We start from the raw sequence: 24,085 nt of genomic DNA on the forward strand, positions 1-24,085 counted from the left end.
ATATCCCCCTGCGACCTTTGTGGCTGTTAGGATTACACTCCTAAGAAAGTGCTTACTTAGTAAGTGTTGTTATCCTACGGGGCTGTTATGGATATTCAGATAATTTCACGGAATGGCGAGCCCGAGTACGCGGTGTTGCCATGGGATCAGTACCAGGCGCTGCTAAAAGCCGCCGGTCAGCAGCAACCCGTGCCAGTACCTTCTTCTACTGCCCAAGCCGCACCTCCTCAGGACCTGCACCCGCTCGCAGACCTGCGCGGCTTGCGCGAAGCCAAGGGCTTGGCCATCGAAACCCTAGCCCGCACCGTGGGGATCAGCCCCTCGTACCTCGGATTGATCGAAAGGGGTGAACGCCAGCCGGATGCCGCGATCCGTCGCAGCCTGGCCTGGGAATTGGGCGTGGCAGGTTGGAGGGATGAATCTTGAGCCTACGTATCAGCCGTCAACACTGGGATGGGTTACTCAACGAACTGGACCAGGCGCGCCGCCAGCGCCACTTACTGACCTACCGTGCGCTGTTGGAACGCCTGCAATTTCCCACGCCGGCGATGCAGACACTCACTGCGGCCCTGGAACACCTGGCGGCGCTGGACGCCAAAGCCGAGCAGCCATTGCGCAGTTCCCTGGTGATCAGCCAAGGCGCCAGCCGCCTGCCGCGTACCGGTTTCTTTGAATGCGTGGAGCGCCTGGGGCGCTTTTGCGGGCCTTCCGATGGCGTGGCCGCCGCGTCCTGGCACGCTTCGGAAGTGGTGCGCGTGTTCGAGTACGAGTATCCGGAATCCGCCGAGGCTTAAACCGGCAGGGGCAGCATGTCCAGGCTGTCGATTACATGGATGCTGTAACCGGCCACATTCTTTGCATGGTGTTTGGCCTGGGATGCCAGCTCCGCCAACTGGCTGGCATCGAGTTGTCCACAGGCCTGTGGATACAAATGCACCACGCCGATGGACAGCGACAGCAGTGCGTATTCCTGGCGCACACCCTGGCGGTTCGAGGCCACAAAACAGCCGGCGTCCAGATGTTCTGCGCGGTAGAAGCGTCGGCATTGGGTGTGGAAATCATCCAGCAGTTGATTGAGCCGTTTGCGCCAATCCTGCGGCCCGAGCACCAGCAAAAAATCATCGCCGCCGATATGCCCGACAAAGTCGCGGCTGGGGTCGACCCGGTCGTTCAGGCATTGCGCCAGGCACAGCAACACTTCGTCGCCACGCCCGTAGCCATAGATGTCATTGAAGGGCTTGAAGCTGTCGATATCCACGTAGCAAATCACCGACTCGCGTTGCTGTTGCAACAGCCGCGTCAGGCATTGCTGGATCGGCACGTTGCCGGGTAGCAGGGTCAGCGGGTTGGCGTAGCGCGCCTGCTGGATCTTCAGCTCGGTGATCAGCTTGAGCACATCGATCACCCGGCCCAGGCCGAGGTAATCGCCGTTCAGCGTGATGATGAAGTCTTCTTCGATGCGTTGCCGGGCGCGACTGGTCAGCAGCCGGCTGACCTATTGCAGGGACTGGCTCAACTCCACCGCGAGAAAATCATCGCTCATCAAGCGGCTGATCGGCTTGCGCGCAAACAGGTCGGTGGCGAACGGCTTGAGCAGGGCGTCGGACAACGAATGGCGATGCACAATGCCGACCGGCCGGCCGTGTCTATCCAGCACTGCCAGGGAGTTGAGGTTGGCCTGGCGGCGGAAGGACTCCAGCACCAGGGCGGTGGCGGTGTCCTGATCCACTGCCGGCTGCTCGTTGAGCAGGGCACTGAGGTCACTGCCTTCTTCGCTGAGGGCAATGTTGGCGTTGTCGGGTTTGGGTAGCATCAGGCGCGCTTCCTGCGACGGGTGTTCTTGGGGACGACAGAGCAAGTAACCCTGGACCAGATCGACGCCCATCTCGGTCAACACCGCCAACTCTTCCGGTAGCTCGATGCCTTCGGCAATCACCTGGGCGCGCGACGCCCGAGCGATCTGCAGGATAGAACCGACAAATTCGCGCTTGAGCGCGTCCTGGTGGATGCCGTCGATAAAGTGCCGATCGATCTTCACGTAGTCCGGACGCAGTTCCGACCACAAGCGCAGGCTGGAATACCCCGCGCCCAAGTCGTCGAGCGCGATGGCGAAACCCATGTCGCGGTAGTGATGCAGGGCGGTTTGCAGCAGGTCGAAATCGTCGGTGGGCGTCTGCTCGGTGAGTTCGATCACCACCTGGCTCGGTGGGATGCCGAAGTCCCGCAGCAGTTGCAGGGTGCGGCCGGGTTGGTGCGCGGTTTCCATCAGGGATTCCGGCGAGATGTTGAGAAACAGCTTGCCCGGCAACTTCTGCGCGCTGAACCGCCGACACGCGCTTTCGCGACAGGCTATTTCCAGTTCGCTGAGGCGCCCGGCATGCCTGGCCACGGCAAACAAGGCGACGGGGGAGTGCAGTGGGCTGTTGGACGGGCCACGGCTCAGGGCCTCGTAGCCGAGGATGCGCCGTTCGGACAGGCTGATGATCGGTTGGAACAGGCTGTGCAAACTGCCTTGAGCCAGGATAGAGCCCAATGCATTCAGCTGTTCGGTCATGGTCATGGCGATCTCGATCTCGATCGAAAAAAAAGGACCGCAGGCGGTGAGCCAGCGGTCCTATATTTCACGACAGAATGATGTCTATATGATGACACTCCGCAGAGAGGTCACATTAAATCGCCATCATTTACTGCTTGGCCACCTGTTTTGTCACTTTCAGGTAGTCCAGCAGAATCCGGCCTGTCTCGGCCAGGTAGGCGTCGTCTTCCGGCTTGGTTTTGTCCTCCTCGGTCGGCAGCGCGTCTTCATCTTCTTTCTTCAGTTCCTTGAGTGGGTCTTCGCCCTTGGCCTTGCGGCGGACGTTCTCCAGTACAAGCTGCTGATTCTCGATGTCGGTGTGCTGCTTGCGGCGATCGATTTCGTTGAGGCTGACGGTTTTTTCTTCCATCAACTTCTTCGCCAGGGCCAGCTTGTCGCGGATAAACACGAACTCGGCATCCTTGGCGGAGCGGGTGTCGTGGTCAGCCTTCAACTGCGCCAGGAACGGTTTGAACGGGTCCGACGCCGGCTTGATCGCAGGACGAATGGTGTCCCACGGCATGGCTTCGGGCAGGGCGCTCTCGCCGATTTCCTTGGTGTCGATGATCGACGGGAAGTCGATGTCCGGCAGTACGCCCTGATGCTGGGTGCTCTGCCCGGAAACCCGGTAGAACTTGGCCAGCGTCAGTTTCAGTTCGCCATGGTTCAGCGGCTGAATGGTCTGCACGGTGCCTTTGCCGAAGGTCTGGCCACCGACGATCAATGCGCGGTGATAATCCTGCATGGCGCCGGCGAAAATCTCCGAAGCCGAGGCCGAAAGGCGGTTGACCAGCAATGCCATCGGGCCTTTGTAGAAGGCACCTGGGTTCTCGTCTTCGAGCACGTCGACACGGCCGTCAGCGTTGCGTACCAACACGGTCGGACCCTTGTCGATAAACAGACTGGTCAGCTCGGTGGCCTCCTGCAGGGAGCCGCCGCCGTTGTTGCGCAGGTCGATGACCACGCCGTCGACTTTTTCTTTCTGCAGCTCGGTCAGGATTTTCTTAACGTCGCGCGTGGTGCTCTTGTAGTCCGGATCGCCAGCACGGAAGGCCTTGAAGTCCAGGTAGAAGGCCGGGATTTCAATCACGCCCAACTTATAGTCCTTGCCATCCTGCTTGAGGTTGAGGACTTTCTTCTGCACGGCCTGGTCTTCGAGCTTCACCGCTTCACGGGTGATGGACACGATTTTGCTGGTCTGGTCGTTCGGTGCATTGGTGTGCGGAATCACTTCCAGGCGCACCACGCTGCCTTTCGGCCCACGGATCAGCTTGACCACTTCGTCCAGGCGCCAGCCGACCACATCGACCATCTCTTTGTCGGCCTGGGCCACGCCGATGATCTTGTCGGCAGGTGCAACCTGCTTGGTCTTGTCCGCCGGGCCTGCCGGAACCAGACGCACGATCTTCACTTGGTCGTTGTCGCTTTGCAGGACGGCACCGATGCCTTCCAGCGACAGACTCATATTGATATCGAAATTTTCCGCGTTATCCGGCGACAGATAATTGGTGTGCGGATCGTAGGACATCGCGAAAGTGTTGATGTAGGCCTGGAAGATATCTTCGGCACGGGTCTGGTCCAGACGTGCCAACTGATTCTTGTAGCGCTTGGTCAACAGCTCTTGAATGGCCTTCGGCTCTTTACCGGCGATCTTCAGGCGCAGCACTTCGTCCTTGACGCGTTTGCGCCACAGGTCATCCAGGGCGGCGGTGCTGGTCAGCCAAGGGGCGTCCTTGCGATCCACCAGAAGGCTTTCCTTCTCGGTGAAGTCGAACTTGTCGACACCTTTGTCCAACTCACCCAAGGCGAAGTCCAGACGCGCTTTGACGCGGTCCAGGTAGCGCTTGTAGATGGTGAAGCCGGGCTGCAGGTCGCCGCTCTTGAGGAAGTCGTCGAACTGGGTCTTCCACTTGTTGAACTCAGCGATATCGCTGGCCAGGAAGTAGCTGCGCGACGGGTCCAGCAGCTTGAGGTAGCTGTCATAGATGATCACCGAGCGAGCGTCGTCCAGCGGCGGCTTGCTGTAGTGATGGCGCTTGAGCAACTCGACGACGTTAAGGCTCGCAATCACCTCGTCGCGATCAGGCTGAAGATTGTCCCAGCTGTTGGCTGCGAACGTATTGGTCGACATCGACGACAAGCCGAGACCAATGAAAAGAGCTAGGGCGGTGCTTGGGAACAAATGCTTCATGCTGATTCGACGCGGGGGCAATTGATAACGCATATTAGGCCGTCTTTGAAGTCGCCGGTTCCATATGGGCCGGTCGCATAATGCAAAAAGCCCGGCGATACAGCTACGGGCTCAGTCCAGACTCACTATGGAGGCACTGTGAAAGCATTGCAAGGCGTTGAAGGTCATGTGGAGTGGTTGGATGAGCCAAGTCCTACATGCGATGTAGGTCAGGTTCGCATTCGTGTGGCGGCTGCGGGGCTCAATCGTGCCGATTTACTGCAGCGTGCGGGGCTTTATCCGCCACCGCCGGGCGTCAGCAAGGTGTTGGGCCTGGAGTGTTCCGGGGTGATCAGCGAGGTCGGCGCGGGCTCGTCCTGGCAGGTCGGCGACCGCGTCTGCGCGCTGCTGGCCGGGGGCGGCATGGCCGAGGAAGTGGTGGTGGACGCCCGCCATGTGCTGCCGGTGCCGGAAGGCCTGTCGTTGACCGAAGCGGCGGCCTTGCCCGAGGTATATAGCACCGCGTGGTTGAATCTGTTCCAACTGGCGGGCCTCAGGCCCGGTGAAAAGGTGTTGCTGCATGCCGGCGCCAGTGGCGTGGGCTCGGCGGCGATCCAACTGTGCAAGGCCTTTGGCAGCCCGTGCTGGGTCAGTGTCGGCTCGGCGGAGCGGCTCGCCTACTGCCAAGCGCTCGGCGCCCAGGGCGGTGTGGTGCGCACGGACGGTATTGAAGGGCTGCGCGATTTCGGGCCGTTCGATGTCATCCTCGACCCGGTCGGCGCCAGCTACGCGGCGCTGGACCTCAAGCTGCTGGCCCTGGACGGTCGTTGGGTGTTGATCGGCCTGATGGGCGGGCGCGAGGCGCAGTTGGACCTGGCGCAAGTACTGGGCAAGCGTGTGCAACTGCTCGGCTCGACCCTGCGCAGCCGCGACGATCAGTTCAAGGCCGACCTGTTCAGTGATCTGAGCCAGCATGTCTGGCCGTTGTTTGCCGAAGGCCGCTTGAGCCCGCAACTGGCCAAGACCTTCCCGATCAAGGATGCCGAGGCGGCGTTTGCTGAGCTTGCGACCAACCAGATTTCCGGGAAATTGGTGTTGGTGATCGACGCCAGCCTGACCTGACCTCGAATTGGAATAAGGTCAATGTGGGAGGGGGCTTGCCCCCGATGGAGGTGTGTCAGATGAAGAATTCTTCACTGATCCACCGCCATCGGGGGCAAGCCCCCTCCCACATTTGGATCTCGGTTGAGTCAGACCCAGTGGTGGACCGGCCAGCCTGCCTGTTCGGCGTGCTCACGCAATACCGGGTCGGGGTTCACCACCTGCGGATGATCCACCTTCAGCAGCAACGGCAAATCATTGCGCGAATCTGAATAGAAGTACGCGCCTTCCAGGGTTTCACCTTCCTGTTCCAGCCATTCGAGCAAGCGCGTGATCTTGCCTTCGCGGTAGGTCAGGACGCCGACGGTACGGCCGCTGTACACGCCGTGGCTGACATCCAGTTCAATGCCCAATACTTCATCGATACCGATACGCGCCGCTATCGGTGTGACCAAGTGGGTGCCCGACGCGGAAATCACCAGAACCCGGTCGCCGTTCGCGCGGTGGCGGGCGATGGTGCGGGTGGCGTCGCTGTAGATCAGCGGTTCGATGACGTCCTCCACCCAGGGCTCCACCAGATGCTCGATTTCCTCCGGCGTGCGGCCGATCATCGGCTCCAGGCTGAAGTCCATGAACGCTTCCATGGCCAGCTTGCCCTGGCTGTAGGCGTCCATTAGTTCGTTGTTCTTGCGCATGAACGATTCGGGGTCGACCCAGGCCAGGCGGCCCATCTGCTCGCTCCACAGGGTGGCGCAGTCGCCGTGGATCAGGGTGTCGTCCAAATCAAAAATTACCAATGCCATCCGTTACGCTCTCTCATTAATGCAATGCCGCTCAGGCTACTTCACACAGTGCGCTTGGGTCGATGGAAAGTGCCAGGCGCTGGCCGTCAGGGTGCAGATCGTCCGCCGAGCGGTTGAGCACGTCCACCACCAATTCCACGCCGCGCGCTTCGATGCGGTAGCGAATCACGTTGCCCAGCAGGCTGTGGCTGCGCACCAGGGCGTCGAGTTCGCCGCTGCGGCTCAGTTCGATGGCTTCCGGGCGAATCGCGATGCGCCCGCTGATCGGCCGTTGCAGCAGTTGGCTGGCCTTGTCCGCGTCGAGCAGGTTGTAGTTGCCGATAAACCCGGCGGCAAACACATCCACCGGCGCGGTGTAGAGGGTTTCGGCGTCGCCGCTCTGGACGATCTTGCCCTGGTTCATCAGGAAGATCCGGTCGGACATGGTCAGCGCTTCTTCCTGGTCATGGGTCACGAAGATCGTCGTCAGGCCCAGTTCGCGCTGGATCTGGCGGATCTGCTCGCGCAGGTGCTTGCGAATGCGCGCATCCAGCGCCGACAGCGGTTCATCCAGCAGCAACAGGCGCGGGCGGGTGACCAGGGAGCGGGCGAGGGCCACGCGCTGGCACTGGCCGCCGGACATCTGGTGCGGGTAGCGCCCGGCCAGGTCCTTGAGTTCCACCAGTTGCAACACGTCCTGCACGCGTTTGTGGCTGTCGTCGGCGTTGACCTTTTGCATGCGCAGGCCGAAGGCGACGTTCTGTTCCACGGTCATGTTGGGGAACAGCGCATAGCTCTGGAACACCATGCCGATCTGTCGTTTCTGCGGGCTCAGGGGCACGATGTCCTGGCCGTCGAGGAGGATCTGGCCACTGTCCACCGAGGTCAGGCCGGCGATGCAGCGCAGCAAGGTCGATTTGCCGCAGCCGGACGGGCCGAGCAGGGTGACGAATTCGCCCTTGGCGATCTCGCAATTGATGTCACTGAACACCGGGGTGCCGGCGTAGCCTTTTTGCAGGTGTTGGACGCTGACGAAGCTCATTGGCTTTTGTCCTTGTTCAAGATGTTGGCGGCCCAGGTCAGCACCAGCACAAAGAAGAAATAGGAAATGACCACGGCACTGGTGAAGTGGCCGCTGCTGTTGCGCATGTTGTTCAGGTACACCTGCAGGGTTTCGTAGCGGGTGCCCACGAGGATGTTGGCGAACACGAACTCACCGAACAGGAACGAAAACGACAGCAGCAACGCCACCATCAGGCCCTTGCGCAGGTTCGGCAGCACCACCAGGATCGCCGCCTGCCAGGTGCTGGCGCCGAGCAGTTGCGCGGCGTCCATCAGGTCGCGCAGGTTGATGGCTTGCAGGTTGTTGGTGATCGCGCGGTACATGAACGGCAGCGCCACGGTGAAGTAGCAGCCGATCAGAATCCACGGCGTCCCCACCATCGCCAGCGGCCCGGAGCCATAGAGTTGCAGCAGGCCCACCGACGACACCACCGGCGGCACCGCAAAGGGCAGCAGGATCAGAATGTTCATCAGCGCGTCGAGCTTGGGGAAGTGGTAATGCACCACGAACAGCAGCGGCAGGATCAGCACCACCGACAAAATCAACGCGCCGACGCAGACCAACAGGGATTGGCCGAAAGCCATCAGAAAGCGCGGGTCACTCCATAGCTGCACGTACCATTTCACGGTGAAGCCGGCCGGCAGGATGGTTGCCGACCAACTGCTGGCAATGGAGTAGACAAAGGTGCCGATCAGCGGCAGCACCAGGATCGCGAACAACAGGTACACCACGACCCGGTGGTAGAGGGAGGCCGGGCCGGCTTCAGCGCGAGACATGGTAGCTCCTCTTGAGCAGCAGTTGATGGACCACGGTGACCACGGTCATCAGCGCCACCAGCACAACGGCCAGGGCGCTGGCCATGTTCGGGTCCAGGGAGATGTCGCCGGAGACCATCGCCGCGATCCGGATCGGCAATACGTTGAAGTTGCCGGTGGTCAGCGCGTAAACCGTGGCGTAGGCGCCGAGGGCGTTGGCCAGCAGGATCACGAAGGTGCCGAGCAGCGCCGGGGTCAGCACCGGCAGGCCGATGTGGCGCCAGAACTGCCAGCCGTTGGCACCCAGCAGGGCGGCGGACTCGCGCCAGTCTTCGCGCACCGCATCGAAGGCAGGGTAGAGCAGCAACACGCCCAGCGGGATCTGGAAGTAGGTGTAGAGAATGATCAGGCCGGTCTTGGAATACAGGTTGAAGTCCTGAATGATCCCGGCTTGCTTGAGCATGAGGGTGATGCTGCCGTTGAAACCGAGCAGGATGATGAAAGCAAAGGCCAGGGGCACACCGGCGAAGTTGCTGGTCATGTTGGCGAAGGCGGTGACGAAGTTGCGCAGCGGCGAATCCACGCGGCGCAGCGAATAGCTGCCGAGCACCGAAATGATGATGCCGAACACGCTGGAGTAGAAGCTGATCTCCAGGCTGTACTGGATCGCCTGCAGGTAGAACTTCGAACTGAAGATCTTGCTGAAGTTGGCCAGGCCCCAGCCGAACTCTTCCGACTGCAGGCTGTTGATCATCACCCACACCAGCGGGGCAATTTCAAACACGATAAAGAACAGCGCGAAGGGCACCAGGCACAGGATCGCGAGCCATTTGCTGCGGGTCATGGCACTCACTTCAACAGCTCCCGGCAGACAGGTTTGTCGTGGGGCACGCCCAGCAACGCGCAGACGGTGCCGCACAGCTCGGTTTGCTTGGGCGTGGCGTTGGCATCGAAGGTGAAGGCCGAACCCAGCACGAACAGCGGCACCTCGCGTTCTTCCGGCAGCAGGCCGTTGTGGGAGCGGTCATTGTTCATGCCGTGGTCGGCGGTCACCAGCACTTGATAGCCGGCGTCGAGCCAACCTTGCAGGTAGTCGGCGAGGAGGATGTCGGCCGAGCGTGCGCTGTTGCGGTATTGCGCGCTGTCGAGGCCGTGCTTGTGGCCGGCGTCGTCGATGTTCATCGGGTGGACCACCAGCAGGTTCGGTGCGTGTCTGCAGCGCAGGCTTTCGGCGTCGGCGAACAGGTGCGAATCCGGGTAGTGGTCCTGCCAGTAGAAGTGCCCGTGCTGGATCGCCAGCGTCTTGTCGTCGGTATGACGGTCGCGGGCGGCGATAAAGGGTGTGCGGTTATACAACTCGCTGACCCAGTGATAGGCCGCCGCCGCCGTGGTGAGACCGGCGTCGCGGGCGTAATGGAACAGGCTGCGCTGGTTGGACAGGCGCGAGACATGGTTGTGGACGATGCCGCTGTCGATCGGCGGCACGCCGGTGAAGATGCATTCGTAGAGCGGCCGGGAGAGTGACGGCAGTTCACATTCGAGTTTGTACAGTGCTGCGCGTCCTGCGCCGACGTAGGCTTGCAGATGCCCCATGGCGTGACGGGCAACCTCGAAGTTCAGTCCGTCGAGCACCACAAGGATGACGTTGTGCTTCATAGGGGGAGACGCTCCGCAACAGATGGGTTTGGATCGGGTTTGCGGTTGGAACCGGAACACATGTGGGAGCAGGCAAGCCTGCTCCCACACTGACCGCATCTACAGCTCAGGCATTACTGCATATTGATGATGACTTCTTCCTGCCACTTCTGCGGCAGTGCCTTGGAACTCTTCTCCCAAGCATCGGCATCCTTGATCGGGGTGACGCGCTTGTATTGCTCGTTCGGCAGCAGCTTGTCCTGTACTTCCTTTGGCAGCGTCAGGTGTTCGGCGCGAATCGGCCGTGCATTGCCCTTGGCCAGGTTGATCTGGCCGGCGTCGCTGAAGATGTATTCGCGGGCCAGTTTGGCGGCGTTCGGGTGCTTGGCGTATTTGTTGATGATGGTGGTGTAGCCGGAAATCACCGAACCGTCCGATGGGATCAGCACCACGTAGTCATCCGGGTTGGCCATCTTGGCTTTGTAGCTCAGGCCGTTGAAATCCCAGACCACGCCGACTTCCACTTCGCCTTTTTCCATGGTGGCGATGGTTGGGTTGGCGAGGGACAGGCGACCTTGCTTGGCGATGTCGGCGAACATCAGCAGGGCGGGTTGCAGGTTTTTCTCGTCGCCCTTGTTGGCGATGGCGGCGGCCAAGACACCGTTGGCGGCTTGGGCGGCGGTGCTCACGTCACCGATGGAGACCTTGTATTTGCCGGTCTTCAAGTCAGCCCAACTGGTTGGCACGTCCGAGCCGTGCAGCAGTTTTTTGTTGACGATAAAGGCGATGGTGCCGGTGTAGGCCAGCGCCCAGTTGCCGTCTTTATCTTTCGCCCAATCCGGGACCTGGGCCCAGGTGCTTGGCTTGTAAGGCTGAACCACGCCCTGTTTCACCGCGATCGGGCCGAAGGCGGCGCCGACGTCGCCGATATCGGCACTGGCGTTGTCTTTCTCGGCGGCGAACTTGGCGATTTCCTGGGCCGAGCTCATGTCGGTATCGATGTGCTTGAGGCCGTAGGTCTTGGCCAGGTCGTCCCAGGTGCCTTTCCAGTTGGCCCAGTCATCGGGCATGCCGACGCTGTTGACGGCGCCTTCCGCTTTCGCGGCGGCTTCGAGCGTTTTTAGATCGGTATCAGCGGCCATGGCGGCGGTGCACATGGCAATGGTCGAGCCTAACAGTGATGCCAGGAAAAGCTGTTTCATCCGAAGCTCCTTTGGGCGTTTTCAACGCGGCGTTTTATACGAACGTTAGCGGTGGTGTTGGTCTAGGTCAGCAATACCTGAGCCAATCTAGGCGGGATGGATGACAGTTTCGTGTCGATGTCGTTTTTAGCGCGCCGATGTCGCTCAGCGCAGGTTTAGCGTAGACCATGCCAAAGCGCCCGCAGGCCTTGGACTTGGCCGATGGATTGCAGGGTTCGTCGCAAGGCTCGACAGGGGCTGTCATCTGTCGGTCATCTGCAATGCCTAGGCTGGCACGCAGAAGCACAAGCCCAAATGTCGAGCGATTTATGCACCTGAACGGTGCTGGTCTAGTCCAGGTAGGTAACGTTGATGCGTGATGAGGCAATCAAGGCGGTGACATCCATCGGCCTGGCGCTGCAAGAGCAGATCGATCACGGCCTGTTGCCGCCATCCAGCAAACTGCCCGCCGAGCGCAAGCTCAGCGAGTTGTTTGGTACCACCCGGATTACGGTGCGGGAAGCCTTGTTACAACTGGAGGCCCAAGGGCAAATCTATCGCGAGGAGCGCCGTGGCTGGTTTGTCTCACCGCCGCGCCTGGCCTACAACCTGATGCAGCGCAGCCACTTTCACGCAATGGTCAGTGACCAGGGTCGCGTGGCGTCGACCGAGGTGATCAGCGCACGGCTGCAACCGGCGTCGGCGGCGGTGTGCGCGTGGCTGCAATTGCCGGCGCTGTCCAGCGTGATCCAGATTTGCCGCCGGCGCAGGATCGATGGGCGTCTGGTGTTGTATGTGGAGCACTACCTGAACCCGCAGTATTTTCCGGGGATTCTGGCCTGCGACCTGAACCAGTCGATGACCGAGCTGTACGCCCGCAAGTACGACTTGCACTACGGGCGGGTACGTTTCGAGATTGTGCCGACCTCACTGCCGGTGGAAGCCGCCGCCGCGTTGCGCGTGTCGGTGGGCAGCCCGGGTTTGCGCATCGCCCGGGTCAACTATGACCAGCATCAGCGCTTGATCGACTGCGACCTGGAGTTCTGGCGGCATGATGCCATCCACGTAGGGGTAGACGTGGTTTAACCCTGTGGCGAGGGAGCTTGCTCCCGCTGGGTCGCGAAGCGGCCCTAAAACCTGCCATGGAGTTGCATCTGGAAAAACACGCTGACTCTACTGGGGCTGCTCGCAGCCCAGCGGGAGCAAGCTCCCTCGCCACAAACCGATATCAGCGCGTGAGGGTTGTGATCAGTTGATCCACATTGGTTTCCAGCGCCGTCACCGGGTCGGCGCCGTCGATGTTCAACACCAGCAGTTGCGCGCCGCCGGCCGTCACTGCGGTTTTCACCGCCGCGCTCGGCGGGCGATGGTGCAGCACCACGGCCACCTCGTTGTCCTTCAATCGGGTGCTCAATTGCTGTAAGGCCTCGGGCGTCCAATCGGCATCTGGGCGTGTGTCGGTGTCGAGCACTTCCAGGTTCAAGCTGCTGAGCAGATATGCAAAGTGATCGCTCAAGCTGACCACGCTCAGGTTATCCGCCTGGGCCAGCCGCGCTTCGCTGTCGGCGTTGAGCTTGAGCAGGCGCTGCTTGAGGGCCGCCAGGTTGGCGTCGATGTGTGCCTTCGCGCCCGGTGCCAGGCGGCTCAGGTCGGCGGCCATCACATCGGCCATGCGCCCCATATTGTTGCTCGATTGCCACGGCTGGCTGTTCAAGCCATCGCTGACGCCCGGTTGCACGGCGATCCCCGGCAAGCCACCGTCCACCGGGCGCGCGGCGTCCACTTCGACGATGCGGATATTGCTGCGCCGCGCCACCGGGTATAGCGGGTCATCGGCCCACAGCGAGCGCAGGCCGATGACGGCATCGGCGTCCAACGCCAACTTGCTCAGCGCCGGGGCGCCACGGCCGGTGAAGTAGGACACCTGCCGCGAACCGGGCAGGTTGGCCGGTGCGGCGCGTTCGAGCTGCACATCGCTACCTTTAAGCAGCAGGTCTGCCAGCCCATGGGTGATGGGCAACGAGGCCAGGACCTTCAGCGGTTTTTTCGCTTTGGTCAGGGCCGCATGGCCCAGCCCCAGGTTGACTTTGAAGTCCTTGGGATCAAACCCGTCGACGGCCAGCGCCGAGGTGCTGATCAAGCAAGCGAGGGCCAGGGCCAGTGGGCGAAAGACGGTGCGCATTATCCAAGATTTCCTTTGAGGCTGGGCACGGTGCCGCGCGCGATGGCGGCGAGGGCGAAGGCGATACCGGCGACCAGGATGATTGCGGCGCCGGAGGGGATGGGCAGGTCGAAGATGATCGGCAGCAGGATGCCGCACAACGTGCTGACGCTGGCGATCCCTACGGAGATCCAGAAGAAGCCCTTGAGCGACTGGCTCAGCAGGCGTGCCGCCGCTGCCGGAATCACCAACAGCGCGCCCACCAGGATCGCGCCGATGACCTTGACCGCCGCAACGGTGATCAACGTCACCAGGATCACGAACAGGTAATCCAGGGTCTTCACCGCCACCCCGCGCACCGCCGCCAATTGCGGGTTGAAGCTGGCGAGCATGATGCGGTTGTACAGCGGCAGGGCGAGGGCCATCACCAGGGCGCCGACAATCGCCAGCACCAGCAGGTCGTTGCCATTGACCGTCAACACCGAGCCGAACAGCACGTTTTCCAGGATGTGTACGTTGATCTTGCCCGCCAGAATCAACAGCAGGCTCGCGCCCAGCGCCAGGGACACCGAAAGGAACACGCCGATCAAGGTGTCCGGCGCCAGGCCGGTGCGGTTGCGCAGGTAATTGAGCAGGATGCCGAACAGCAGGCAGTAGCCGAACAGCGCGCCATAGGGCCCGGTGTAGGGTTCGCCGAGCAAAATGCCCACGGCCACGCCGGTCAGTGCGGCATGGCCGACCGCTTCGGAGAAAAACGCAAAGCGCTTGACCACCACCAGCGTCCCCAGGCCGCCGAGCACCGGGCCGATCAGCAGGCCGGCGAGCAGGGCGTTGACCACAAAACCATAGGCCAGCGCCTCCGGCAGGTAACCGGAAGAGGCCCAGCCCTGGACCATCAAGCGAAACGCTTCATAACTCATGGCGCCGGGCTCCGCGGGTGGGTGGAGAACAGGCTCAGCAGGCGGTCCGGGGTCAGCGCCTCCTTGGGCGTGGCGTCGAACAGCACGCGGCGGTTCAGCCCGGTGACGCGGTCGGCCAGGCGGCCCACGGCTTCCAGGTCATGCTCGATCCACAGCACGGTGATCCCGGCGCGGCGCCAGTCATTGAGCAGCCGTTCGAACACCTGGATACCGGCTTCATCGAGGGCCGACATCGGCTCATCCAGCACCAGCAATTGCGGGGCCGGGATCAGCCCCTGGGCGAGCAGCACGCGCTGGCGTTCACCGCCCGACAACGCGCCCATGCGGCGCTTGCGTTTGTCCTGCAGGCCGACCCGTTCCAGGGCCTCGCCGATGGCGCCGGCGTAATGCCTGGACAGCCCGAGAAACGCCGGGCGCCGCTGACACATGGCCGCCATGAAGTCATCCACGGTCATCGGCAGGCCCCGGTCAAACTCCAGCGCCTGGGGCACATAACCGATGGTGCCGGGCGTGCTCGGCCACACCAGGCGCAGTTGCCCCTGGTGCGGCGTTTGCCCCAGCAGCGTTTTGATCAGCGAGCTTTTCCCGCCGCCATTCGGGCCCACCAGCGCGTGGATACTGCCCGGCTGCACCTGGAAGCTCACGCCATCGAGGATCACGGTGCGGCCCAGGGTCAGCGCCACCGTGTCGAACTCAATCGTCGGGCCGATGCTGACCACGCTCAAGCGTTGCGCGGCCGTCATACCCCCGACTCCTGAATTGCCCGCACCACGGTGTTGAGGTTGCCGGTCATTTCCACTTGGTACTTTTCAGCGCTGTATTCACCGTAGGAAATATGCGACAGCGGGTAGAGCTTGACCCCGGATTCACGCTGGATGGTCTCGACGTAGGTGGATGGGAAATCCATCTCCGAGAAGATCACTTTCACATCCAGGGCGCGCAATTCATCGATGGTTTTCTTCAACTGGCTCGGGCTGGGTTCGATGCCATGGGCCGGCTCGACCACGGCGGTGACTTCCAGGCCGAACTCGCGCAGCAGGTAGTCATAGGCCGCGTGGACCGTGGCGACGCGCAGGTCCGGGTTGGGCGCGCTGGTCAACTTGGCCAGGGCATCGGCGCGCATCTTGCGCAAGCGCTTGCCGTAGGCGCGTGCGTTCTGGGTGTAGGCCTTGGCGTTGTCCGGGTCGAGCTTGCCGAGCTCGCGGGCGATGTTGTTGACCTGGGCAATCGACGCACTGATCGACAGGAAGGTGTGCGGGTTGACCACCTTTCCCGCGCCGCGTGCGGCATTACCGGTGGCGGCCAGCAGCGGCACGTTGGCGTTGGCTTCGATCACCGGGATGTCCGGGCGCTCGCTGGTGGCGATCATGCGGTCGGCGAAGTCGTCGTGGCCGACCCCGTTGAGCACGATCACATCCAGGGTGCCGATGCGCTTGATGTCATCGGCGCGTGGCTCGTAGGCGTGGGGGTTGAAGCCGGCCGGAATCAGCGGCACCACCTCGGCCTTGTCGCCGACGATGTTGGCGACGTAGCTGTAATAAGGGTGCAGGGTGATGCCGACCCGCAGGCGCTTTGCCGTCTCGGCATTCGCCAGCGGGGCGAGCAGCAGGCTGATCAGGCTGACCAGCAGCAGGCGTACAAGGGGCGATGAAATAGACATGGGCACTCGGTCTTCTCGGTCAGTGACGGTGCTGGCGGGTCACGCCGGCATCGAATTGCGCGACCACCTGCTGCCAGCCGGCCGCGATCAGCGCCTGGTCAGTGAGGTCGGAGGGGGCGGCAAGGCCCTGGCGGCGGTTGAGCCAGATGTCCGGCTCGGCGCCTTGCACCCGCATCAGCAGCGAGCCGCTGCTGGCCGGCGTCTGGCTCACGCCCAGGTAGGCCGACGGCGCCAGCAACTGCCAGCGATGATCGCCACGGCTGAGCGAGCTGGCGTCCTGGGCAAACGGCGCAAAGCCTTCTTCGGCCAGTCGTGCGGGCGTCGGCAGGGCGCTGTGTTCCTGCTGCAGCAGGTGGATTTCGTCGAGGGTCACGCGCAGGTCGGCGTAGATGCCTTGCTCGGCGGCGCTGAGGTCGCGGCGAGCGTCCAACTGGTGGCTGGGCACGGCGACCACGGTCTGGGTTTCACCGTGCAGGGCCACCACCGTACCGGCCACTGCCAGGATGATCAGGCACAGCAGCAGCACATAGAGGGTTTCGTGGCCGGCACCGGCGGGGCGTACAACCTGTGTCGTGCTCATTGAGGCTGGATATCCGCTTGGTCGATTTCAACGACGTGACCGGGGCCTGCATCGAACAGCACATAGAACTCAGCGGACGGCTTCTTGAAGGTCAGCGTCGAATCCGCGCCGAGTTTTCCGGGCACCAGGATGGTTTCGTCGTAGCCGATCACATCCAGGGTCACGCCGGGGGCGCCGCTGCCGTCGGAAAAACCGCCGGTACATTGGATCTGTTCGCCGGGGATTTCCTTGCATTCGCACATCGGGTTGTGGGCCAGGGCGGTGGGACAGAAACCGGCGCACAGCAACAGCGCGATGCAGGCGCGGTTCAGGCGTATCAACGTCATGGTTTGACTCCTTGCTTGTTCAGCCAGGCAATGGTGGCAGGCGAGGCCTGGCTCAGCGAAATGGAACCCTGGTGCATCGTGCCGTCCCAGCCTTCCATGGTGACCCACAGTTCGGCGTTGGCCGGCGTGCGTTCGGGCACCGGCAGCAGCGCGCCCATGCGGTATGGCGTGCCGAAGAAGATCACCCCGGCGGCGCGCAGGCTGCGGGGTTTGCCGATACGCAGGTAGGTCGCCTTGACCTGGTCGGCGCAGGCGGCGCACAGGGCTGCGTTGAAGAATTTCATCGGGCCGGCCGGGTCCGGGCGCGGGCCTTCGTTGCGGAACTCGGCGAGGGTCAGGCTCCAGGGGCCTACCTGCACCTCGCCGGCCACCCGCTCGCCGATGCCGCTGTCACCGCGAAACAGCGCGGCGTCGGCAAAGTACTTGGGCATGAAACCCAGGGGCACCAGCAACAGCAGGACGTTTATGTGGAACCGCCATTTCAGCCAAACGGCCCGCAGCGGCGAAGGCGTTGCAGCAGCGAGCTTGCTCATCGGTTGCCCTCCGAAGTTTCAGCCTGCATGGCCGGGATGGATGCCGCTTGGCGTGGCGCCTTGTGGCTGCGCTTGAAGGCGTGGAGGGTGGCCAGGGCTGTGCGCTTGGTCCAGATCAGCAGGCCGCTCAAGACCATCATGCTCAGTACCAGGCCGAAGAATGCCCAGATCAGCTTGATCCACAGCCCGCCAAAGTCGCCGGTGTGCAGCGGGCGCATGGACTCGGTGACGAACTCGAGTGTCGAGCGGTTGGACAGCAGGTGCGAAACCGCCACTTCGCCGGTGTAGGGGTTGATCTGTGCGGTCTGGTACATCAACGGGTACCAGCCTCGCCCGCCGATCTGCAGATGGCTGTAGGCGTTGAGTGGCAGGAACACAAAACTGGTCTCCAGCCCCGGAATCCGTTGGCTGGCGATTTCGATCGCGTCGTCCAGGGCAATCATCGGCGCCGGCACGCCGGGGGCGGACATTGGCACGTTCTCCCGGGCAATCACCGGCACGATGGGTTCGCTGGAGATGGAAATCTGGTTATCCCCCAGGATCGCTTGAATCAGGAACCAGGTGCCGGTGATGGAAATGACCGCGATAAACCAGATCGACCAGATACCGCTCAGGCGGTGGAAGTCGCCCCAGAAGATTCGCGCGCCATGGCGGACGCGCAGGGTCGGGCGCAAAAAGCCCTTCCAGAAGCGTTTGTACACCACCAGCCCGGTGATCAACGACGCCAGTAACGGCAGGCCGAGCGCGGAGACCAGGTACCAGCCCCAACTGAACCCATTGCTGAACGGCACCAGCCACCAACCATGCAGGGCGCGGGTGAATTGTTTGAAGTCGAACGCCGGGCTGATGCCCTGGATCGCCCCGGTGTACGGGTTGACGTAGACCTCCACCGAGCGCCCGTCGGGGTAGCTGAGGTCGACACTCAGGGCGAAGTGCGACTCGTCCGGGCGGACGATGGATTGCACGATGACCTGGGGCTCGGCGCGTTTGATGGCGCTGATCACCTGGTCATAGCTCAGCGGCTCGGCATCATCCGACGGCTTGCTTGCGCGAATTTCCGGGTTGGCCAGCCAGACGATTTCCTGGCTGACCACCGCCAGGGTGCCGGTGACACAGACAATCAGTACAAAGAACCAGATGGGTAATGCCAGCCAGCCGTGTACGAGGAACCAGAGTTTTGAGCGTGACTTCTTCGACATGTGAATGGGGGTCTTGATCGGAGGGGGCAATGAGGGCCCGAAAAAGGCCGGTCGTAGCTTTTGCTGACGCGACGGGCTGTATCTAAGTTAAGACGGATGAGAATGAGAAATCCCTAACCCATATATGAAAGTAAATGTTTCAGGTTCACATTCAGGCGGGACGATGGTCGGGGGGATGGGGATGACCGCCCGTTTGTTCGGTATCCCTTTTTTCCGCGCGCTGTCGGACGTGGCACCTTGGCGGGGCGGACTTTGGTCGAGGCTGTTGCTTGCGCGGATACCGACGCATCAAGTGAGCATGTGGCCTTTCATTGCAGTCGGTATTGGCTGGTGGGTTTATGCGTCGGTCAGAGCCTATTGGCGCGTGGTGGGTTCGAGCAATTGAGCCCCTGGCCCACGCTCGCCAAGCTGATCATCCTGATTGCGCAACGGGCATGCCTCCAGCGACAAACACCCACAACCGATACAGCCATTGAGCTTGTCCCGCAGGAGCATCAGCTTGTTGATGCGCTCGTCCAAATCCTGCCGCCACGATGCCGACAAACGCTGCCAATCTTTAGCGGTAGGCGTGCGTCCATCCGGCAAGGTCTGCAATGCTTCACCAATCGTCGCCAGCGGAATTCCCAGGCGCTGGGCGATTTTGATCACCACCACCCGGCGCAGGACGTCGCGGGGGTAGCGCCGTTGATTGCCGGCATTGCGATTGCTTTTAATCAGCCCCTTGGTTTCGTAAAAATGCAGCGCCGTGACCGCCACGCCGCTGCGGGCCGACAGTTGGCCGACAGTGAGCTCCTTGGTAACCATGAAAAACTCCAGATAGACGCTTGACCTTGACTTAACTAGAGGTTTTACCCTGCGTGGCATCGAATCGCAAGATTCTGCCTACGTAGAAAGGGGAGTGTTCATGCAGGTATCAGAGAAGAATCTCAGTTTCACTCAATTGATCGAGTTTCAGGTCGAGCCCCAACAACAGCTCGCCCTGGTCGCGGCGTTATCCACCCAGAGTGAGCGCCTGGCGCAGGGGCACGGCGGCTTTCTCAACGCGAGTGTGCAGGTCAGCGATGACGGGCGGCGGGTACTCAATTACCTGCAATGGCGCTCGCGCGAGGACGGCGAGGCGGCCTTCCAGCGTTTTGAGCACGGCGAGGAAGATTTCTGGGCACTGATACGCGCCCACCAGGCCACGGCCGTGACCTTCGGTTCGTTCCAGGTGCTGCGCAGTTTCGAGCGCAGCCATGACAATGCGTTGCACTGCCGTCTAAATGGATAGGTGCAGCATACGCTCACCCTGTACGTTTTCCCCCGGACGGCGCTTGTTCACCGCCAGCTCGCCGATCTTGATCAGGCGCGTGCGCGTGACGTTGCGGCTCAGGCCCAGCAGGTTGGCGGTGTGGACCTGGTTGTAGTGGCTGAAGCGGTAGGCGGCACGCAGCAATGCGTCCTCGACTTTTTCATGCAGGGCGCCGGCCTGTTCCTCGAACAGCTTTTGAAAGGCCCGTTCAAGCAAGGCTTCGGCACTGTTATCGGTGCTGTGCTGGCTGTCGTCCTGACGCTCTATGCGCAGGTTCGACAGGCGCAAATCGTCGCGTTCGATCAGGCCATTACGGCAGATCAGCAAGGTGTGGTGAATCACGTTTTCCAGCTCACGGATATTGCCCGGCCAGCTGTAGCTTTTTAGCTTGTGTTCGGCCTCGCGGCTGAGGGTGATCGGGCCGTAGCCCAGGCGCTGGCTGTAGGCTTGGATGAAGTGTCGGGTCAGCGGCAGGATGTCGCCGGGACGCTCGCGCAACGGGCTGAGCTCCAGGCTGACCACGTCGAGGCGGTAGTAGAGGTCTTCGCGGAAATGCCCGGCGTTGATGGCTTTTTCCAGCTGCACGTTGGTCGCCGCCAGCACGCGCACATCGATGGGAATGCTCTTGCGCGAGCCCAGGCGCACCACTTCCCGCTCTTGCAGCACGCGCAACAATTTGACTTGGATCGCCATCGGCAAATCGCCGATCTCATCAAGGAACAAGGTGCCGCCGTCGGCCTCTTCGAACCAGCCGGCCTTGGCGCTGAGGGCGCCGGTGAAGGCGCCTTTTTCATGGCCGAACAGTTCGGCCTCCACCAGGGATTCGGAAAACGCGCCGCAGTTCACCGCCACAAAGGGCCGGTTACGCCGTGCGCTGAGGTTATGAATGTGGCGCGCCACCAGCTCTTTACCGGTCCCGGTTTCGCCGATGATCAACACGCTGGCTTCGCTGGGCGCCACTTGCTGGATATGGTCGAGCAGCGCCTGGGATTTCGGGTCTTCGAAGACCTGGGCCGTGGCGCGGATCGAGGTGGCGAGGGCGGGCGAGGGCGGTAAGGTTAAAAGCTGCATGGGCACCTCTTTATGAATAGAACGTGGGAGTCGGCAGGGACTGGTTCAACGCCCAGTCCCCCAGTTCGTGGAGTTTGTAGTCCACCGGATCGTGCAGGCTTTGCGTGCGCAGGTTGCGCCAATGGCGGTCCAGGCGCAGTGACGCATGGGTGGAGCGCGCGCCAGTGACTTCAAATAGACGGCTGCACAACTCCAGACCCTGGCGGCTGGCGGCGACCTTGGCGGTGGCGATGGCGATGGCCAGTTGGCCGCGTTCGTTTTCGCTGAGGTTCGGCCCCTTGGCCCAGGCTTGATCAAGCAGCGTGGCGGCGCGTTCCACCAGTAGGCGCACACCTTGCAAGGCCACCCAGAATTCGCCGTAGTGGTGCAGTACGTAGGGGTCCTGGCGCACATCCTCGGCGGTGGATTTGTGCCACGCGCGGGTTTCGGTGAGGGTGTAGTTGCGCGCTTCGTCAAAGGCACCTTCGGCAATGCCGAGGAACATGTGCGTGAAGGTCAACTGTGCGATCAGTGGGCGTAGGCCGGCGAAGGGTGTGCTCAGTGGACCCGGGTCGAGCAGCAACTCCGATTCCTCGACACGTACCCGTTCGAAACTGGCGCTGCCGCTGTCGGTCTGGCGCTGACCGATATTGTTCCAGTCGTTGTGCAAAGTGATGCCGCTGCGTCCACTGGGGATGGCGGCGATCAGCAACTTGCCGCCGGCGCTCTCATCCACCGCCGAGGCGATCAGCATTTCCGAATCGCTGGCGCCGGAGCAGAAACTCTTCTTGCCGGAGAACTCACGCCAGCCGCCAAAATCCTTGACCAGCGTGCGCGTGTCCAGCGGGTTGAGAGCGTTGCCCCAGAACCAGTTTTTGCGCGCGGTCTGTTCGAACCAGGGTTGCCATTGGTCCGGGCGCGAAAACAGACGGACCGTGGCGAGCATCAGGTGATGAAAACCGAAAACGTGGGCGATGGAGCTGTCGACCTTGGCGAATTCACGCACGATGCTCAAGGTGTCGCTCCAGCGCCCACCGAGGCCGCCGTATTGAGCGGGAATGCTCAGCGCCAGCAGACCGCTTTGGCGCAGGGCATCCCGTTCGGTTTTTGGCGTGCCACCGCGCTCGTCGCGTTCGACGGCGGTGAGCGCGAATTCGGCGGCGAGCTGTCTGGCGGTCTGCAAAGGTGAGGGCAGGACGCTGTGGGGTTTGGCTGTCACGCGGTATTCCTCATAGGGCTCTAATGCCGTGTGCTATCTATTGGGCAATGAAGATCAAAGGTGGGAGCGGGCTTGTGCGCTCCCACCTAAGCCGGATCTCAGCGTTCTCAGGCCTTGGCTGGCAGCACATCGTTGGCAATCATTTCGCCAAACGGCCCCGTCAGATTGGTGATGCCGCGTCCGGCCAGGCTGGCGTAGGGTTCCGGCAATAGCGGGAACACCAACTCGGCGAAGCGATAGGCTTCTTCGAGGTGCGGGTAGCCGGAGAAGATGAAACTCTCGATGCCCAAGTCCGCGTATTCCTTGATCCGCTCAGCCACTTGTTGCGGGTTGCCCACCAGCGCCGTACCGGCGCCGCCACGTACCAGGCCGACACCGGCCCAGAGGTTGGGGGCGATTTCCAGGTTGTCGCGGCGCCCATCGTGCAAGGCGGCCATGCGGCGCTGGCCTTCGGAGTCAAAGCGCGAGAAGGATTTTTGCGCGGCGGCGATGGTCTCGTCGCTGATGTGTTCGATCAGTTTGTCGGCGGCTTTCCAGGCGTCTTCTTCGGTCTCGCGCACGATCACATGCAGGCGGATACCGAATTTCACGGTCCGCCCGTGGCGCGCGGCACGTTCACGCACATCCGCGAGCTTTTCGGCGACGGCGGCAGGTGGTTCGCCCCAGGTCAGGTACACATCCACCTGTTCGGCGGCGAGGTCGTGGGCAGCGTCGGAAGAACCGCCGAAGTACAGTGGCGGATAAGGCTTCTGCACCGGAGGGTAAAGCGCTTTGGCATTCTGTACGCGCAGGTGTTTGCCTTCGAAGTCCACCGATTCGCCCTGCAACACGCGGCGCCAGATCCTGAGGAATTCGTCGGAGACTTCATAGCGTTCGCTGTGGTCGAGGAAGCTGCCGTCGCCTCGGTTTTCGTCGGGGTCACCGCCGGTCACGACGTTGATCAGCAGGCGGCCGTTCGACAGGCGATCCAAGGTCGCCGCCATGCGCGCCGACACCGTGGGCGAGATGATGCCTGGGCGAATTGCAACCAGATAGCGCAAACGCTCCGTCAGCGGCACCAGCGCCGAGGCGATCACCCAGGAGTCTTCGCACGAGCGCCCGGTAGGAATCAGCACGCCGTAGTAACCAAGGCTGTCAGCAGCCTGGGCGACTTGCTTCAGATAATTGAGGGTGACCGGGCGAGCACCTTGGGTGGTGCCCAGGTAATGACCGTCGCCATGAGTGGGCAGAAACCAGAAAACATCCATGACGAATCCTTAAGCGATTTTCAGCAGAGAGGGGGAGTGCGCGGCGAACAAAGGTGCTGCGCGTTCTGCCGCAAGGCGAATACGGCCCTTCAAGGCTTCGCTGGTGATTTGGTAATCGGTGAAATCGGCTTCGGTGGCATACACGCCGATCGGCAGGGTCAGGGCCTGGAAGAAGCTGAACAGCGGGCGTAACTGGTGATCGAGTACCAGCGCGTGACGTTCACTGCCGCCGGTGGCGGCCAGCAGCACCGGGGTGTCGATCAACGAATTTAGGCCAACCAGGTCGAACAGATGTTTGAGCAGGCCTGGATAAGAACCGCGATAGACCGGTGCGGCGACGATAAGCAGGTCGGCCTGTTCGATGGCCAACAGTTGGGATTCGACCTCGGCCGGCAACTCATCGCGCGACAGTGCGCCGCCCAGTGGCCGGGCGATATCGCCGAGTTCGATAAGCGTGGTCTGGATCGGCAATACAGTTGCCAGTTCGGCCAGCACGGCCTGCGTCAACACCAGGGTACGGGACGGGCGCCAGGTTCCGCCGGAGAGGGCAACGACATTCAGGGGACGGGTCATGAACAGTTCCTTTTTCAACAGTGGTTCATCGCAGGAGAAGTGAGTCGGTCTGAGCAAGAGCTGT

25 protein-coding genes and 1 pseudogene are annotated in these 24,085 nt (G+C 62.0%); 5 read left to right on the top strand and 21 right to left on the bottom strand.

Features of this window, described 5'->3' with window-relative positions; all coding sequences use genetic code 11:
* The first annotated feature begins 87 nt into the window (after positions 1-87).
* Both ACP7CJ_RS04780 and ACP7CJ_RS04785 read left to right on the top strand, forming a co-directional pair.
* A complete protein-coding gene (locus tag ACP7CJ_RS04780) occupies positions 88-426 on the top strand; it encodes a helix-turn-helix domain-containing protein (RefSeq protein ID WP_276197327.1) in 339 nt (112 codons plus the stop codon).
* Positions 423-794 (top strand): hypothetical protein, encoded by a 372-nt coding sequence (locus tag ACP7CJ_RS04785; RefSeq protein WP_247404699.1) that lies wholly within the window; start codon positions 423-425, stop codon positions 792-794. Before ACP7CJ_RS04780 ends, ACP7CJ_RS04785 begins: the two co-directional genes overlap by 4 nt.
* On the opposite strand, the pseudogene ACP7CJ_RS04790 reads toward ACP7CJ_RS04785, so the two are convergent.
* Positions 791-2,560: pseudogene (locus tag ACP7CJ_RS04790) on the bottom strand (bifunctional diguanylate cyclase/phosphodiesterase). The gene ACP7CJ_RS04785 and the pseudogene ACP7CJ_RS04790 sit on opposite strands and share 4 nt — an antisense overlap.
* 124 nt (positions 2,561-2,684) lie before the next feature.
* Positions 2,685-4,766: a carboxy terminal-processing peptidase gene (locus ACP7CJ_RS04795; protein ID WP_426099351.1), complete on the bottom strand. Its 2,082-nt coding sequence runs from the start codon at positions 4,764-4,766 to the stop codon at positions 2,685-2,687.
* Between the two features lie 138 nt (positions 4,767-4,904).
* Here ACP7CJ_RS04795 and ACP7CJ_RS04800 point away from each other — a divergent pair, with 138 nt between their 5' ends.
* Entirely contained in the window at positions 4,905-5,867 is a 963-nt protein-coding gene (locus ACP7CJ_RS04800) for a zinc-binding dehydrogenase (protein ID WP_426099350.1), read from the top strand.
* A 128-nt stretch (positions 5,868-5,995) separates the two neighbouring features.
* Here ACP7CJ_RS04800 and ACP7CJ_RS04805 read toward each other — a convergent pair whose 3' ends face one another.
* From ACP7CJ_RS04805 to ACP7CJ_RS04830, 6 genes are all read right to left on the bottom strand, one after another.
* Positions 5,996-6,649: an HAD family hydrolase gene (locus ACP7CJ_RS04805; RefSeq protein WP_276197331.1), complete on the bottom strand. Its 654-nt coding sequence runs from the start codon at positions 6,647-6,649 to the stop codon at positions 5,996-5,998.
* 31 nt (positions 6,650-6,680) lie between these two features.
* On the bottom strand, positions 6,681-7,670 hold the full coding sequence (locus ACP7CJ_RS04810) for an ABC transporter ATP-binding protein (RefSeq protein ID WP_276197332.1): 990 nt from the start codon (positions 7,668-7,670) through the stop codon (positions 6,681-6,683).
* Entirely contained in the window at positions 7,667-8,467 is an 801-nt protein-coding gene (locus ACP7CJ_RS04815) for an ABC transporter permease (protein WP_276197333.1), read from the bottom strand. The genes ACP7CJ_RS04810 and ACP7CJ_RS04815 overlap by 4 nt, the downstream gene beginning before the upstream one ends.
* The gene (locus tag ACP7CJ_RS04820) at positions 8,454-9,290 is read right to left on the bottom strand and encodes an ABC transporter permease (RefSeq protein WP_276197919.1); all 837 of its coding nucleotides are present in this window, start codon (positions 9,288-9,290) and stop codon (positions 8,454-8,456) included. Before ACP7CJ_RS04820 ends, ACP7CJ_RS04815 begins: the two co-directional genes overlap by 14 nt.
* 5 nt (positions 9,291-9,295) lie before the next feature.
* Positions 9,296-10,102 carry an alkaline phosphatase family protein gene (locus ACP7CJ_RS04825; protein WP_276197334.1) on the bottom strand — a complete coding sequence of 269 codons (807 nt, stop codon included), beginning with the start codon at positions 10,100-10,102 and terminating at the stop codon, positions 9,296-9,298.
* A 113-nt stretch (positions 10,103-10,215) separates the two neighbouring features.
* Complete coding sequence (locus ACP7CJ_RS04830) at positions 10,216-11,283, bottom strand: ABC transporter substrate-binding protein (protein ID WP_276197335.1); 1,068 nt, start codon at positions 11,281-11,283, stop codon at positions 10,216-10,218.
* Positions 11,284-11,634: 351 nt separating this feature from the next.
* Between ACP7CJ_RS04830 and ACP7CJ_RS04835 the strand changes: the two genes are divergently transcribed.
* The gene (locus tag ACP7CJ_RS04835; protein WP_276197336.1) at positions 11,635-12,348 is read left to right on the top strand and encodes a UTRA domain-containing protein; all 714 of its coding nucleotides are present in this window, start codon (positions 11,635-11,637) and stop codon (positions 12,346-12,348) included.
* A gap of 142 nt (positions 12,349-12,490) precedes the next feature.
* Here the strand turns inward: ACP7CJ_RS04835 and ACP7CJ_RS04840 are convergent, their stop codons facing one another.
* The 9 genes from ACP7CJ_RS04840 to soxR form a co-directional block, all read right to left on the bottom strand.
* Positions 12,491-13,444: a metal ABC transporter substrate-binding protein gene (locus ACP7CJ_RS04840; protein WP_426099348.1), complete on the bottom strand. Its 954-nt coding sequence runs from the start codon at positions 13,442-13,444 to the stop codon at positions 12,491-12,493.
* Positions 13,444-14,343: a metal ABC transporter permease gene (locus ACP7CJ_RS04845; RefSeq protein WP_276197338.1), complete on the bottom strand. Its 900-nt coding sequence runs from the start codon at positions 14,341-14,343 to the stop codon at positions 13,444-13,446. The genes ACP7CJ_RS04840 and ACP7CJ_RS04845 overlap by 1 nt, the downstream gene beginning before the upstream one ends.
* Positions 14,340-15,086, bottom strand: a complete 747-nt coding sequence (locus ACP7CJ_RS04850; protein WP_426099347.1) for a metal ABC transporter ATP-binding protein — start codon at positions 15,084-15,086, stop codon at positions 14,340-14,342. The genes ACP7CJ_RS04845 and ACP7CJ_RS04850 overlap by 4 nt, the downstream gene beginning before the upstream one ends.
* The gene (locus ACP7CJ_RS04855) at positions 15,083-16,003 is read right to left on the bottom strand and encodes a metal ABC transporter substrate-binding protein (protein ID WP_426099346.1); all 921 of its coding nucleotides are present in this window, start codon (positions 16,001-16,003) and stop codon (positions 15,083-15,085) included. The genes ACP7CJ_RS04850 and ACP7CJ_RS04855 overlap by 4 nt, the downstream gene beginning before the upstream one ends.
* 19 nt (positions 16,004-16,022) lie before the next feature.
* Positions 16,023-16,583, bottom strand: a complete 561-nt coding sequence (locus ACP7CJ_RS04860) for a DUF6162 family protein (RefSeq protein WP_426099345.1) — start codon at positions 16,581-16,583, stop codon at positions 16,023-16,025.
* Positions 16,580-16,909, bottom strand: coding sequence for a hypothetical protein (locus tag ACP7CJ_RS04865; RefSeq protein ID WP_276197342.1), 330 nt, complete (start codon positions 16,907-16,909; stop codon positions 16,580-16,582). The genes ACP7CJ_RS04860 and ACP7CJ_RS04865 overlap by 4 nt, the downstream gene beginning before the upstream one ends.
* Complete coding sequence (locus ACP7CJ_RS04870; RefSeq protein WP_276197343.1) at positions 16,906-17,442, bottom strand: thiamine pyrophosphate-binding protein; 537 nt, start codon at positions 17,440-17,442, stop codon at positions 16,906-16,908. The genes ACP7CJ_RS04865 and ACP7CJ_RS04870 overlap by 4 nt, the downstream gene beginning before the upstream one ends.
* On the bottom strand, positions 17,439-18,641 hold the full coding sequence (locus ACP7CJ_RS04875; RefSeq protein WP_426099344.1) for a PepSY-associated TM helix domain-containing protein: 1,203 nt from the start codon (positions 18,639-18,641) through the stop codon (positions 17,439-17,441). Before ACP7CJ_RS04875 ends, ACP7CJ_RS04870 begins: the two co-directional genes overlap by 4 nt.
* 354 nt (positions 18,642-18,995) lie before the next feature.
* Positions 18,996-19,445, bottom strand: coding sequence for a redox-sensitive transcriptional activator SoxR (gene soxR / locus ACP7CJ_RS04880; RefSeq protein WP_276197345.1), 450 nt, complete (start codon positions 19,443-19,445; stop codon positions 18,996-18,998).
* Positions 19,446-19,545: 100 nt separating this feature from the next.
* Here soxR and ACP7CJ_RS04885 point away from each other — a divergent pair, with 100 nt between their 5' ends.
* Positions 19,546-19,911: an antibiotic biosynthesis monooxygenase gene (locus tag ACP7CJ_RS04885; RefSeq protein ID WP_276197346.1), complete on the top strand. Its 366-nt coding sequence runs from the start codon at positions 19,546-19,548 to the stop codon at positions 19,909-19,911.
* Here the strand turns inward: ACP7CJ_RS04885 and ACP7CJ_RS04890 are convergent.
* The 4 genes from ACP7CJ_RS04890 to msuE form a co-directional block, all read right to left on the bottom strand.
* Positions 19,900-21,003 carry a sigma-54 interaction domain-containing protein gene (locus ACP7CJ_RS04890; protein WP_247402608.1) on the bottom strand — a complete coding sequence of 368 codons (1,104 nt, stop codon included), beginning with the start codon at positions 21,001-21,003 and terminating at the stop codon, positions 19,900-19,902. The two genes, ACP7CJ_RS04885 and ACP7CJ_RS04890, sit on opposite strands and share 12 nt — an antisense overlap.
* A gap of 10 nt (positions 21,004-21,013) precedes the next feature.
* Positions 21,014-22,201, bottom strand: coding sequence for an acyl-CoA dehydrogenase family protein (locus tag ACP7CJ_RS04895; protein WP_426099343.1), 1,188 nt, complete (start codon positions 22,199-22,201; stop codon positions 21,014-21,016).
* Between the two features lie 107 nt (positions 22,202-22,308).
* The gene (gene ssuD / locus ACP7CJ_RS04900) at positions 22,309-23,448 is read right to left on the bottom strand and encodes an FMNH2-dependent alkanesulfonate monooxygenase (RefSeq protein ID WP_426099342.1); all 1,140 of its coding nucleotides are present in this window, start codon (positions 23,446-23,448) and stop codon (positions 22,309-22,311) included.
* Between the two features lie 9 nt (positions 23,449-23,457).
* Positions 23,458-24,021: an FMN reductase gene (msuE, locus tag ACP7CJ_RS04905; RefSeq protein WP_247402600.1), complete on the bottom strand. Its 564-nt coding sequence runs from the start codon at positions 24,019-24,021 to the stop codon at positions 23,458-23,460.
* Positions 24,022-24,085: the final 64 nt, after the last annotated feature.

Source organism: Pseudomonas sp. PSPC3-2, assembly GCF_049897085.1.
Taxonomy (GTDB): domain Bacteria; phylum Pseudomonadota; class Gammaproteobacteria; order Pseudomonadales; family Pseudomonadaceae; genus Aquipseudomonas; species Aquipseudomonas paraveronii.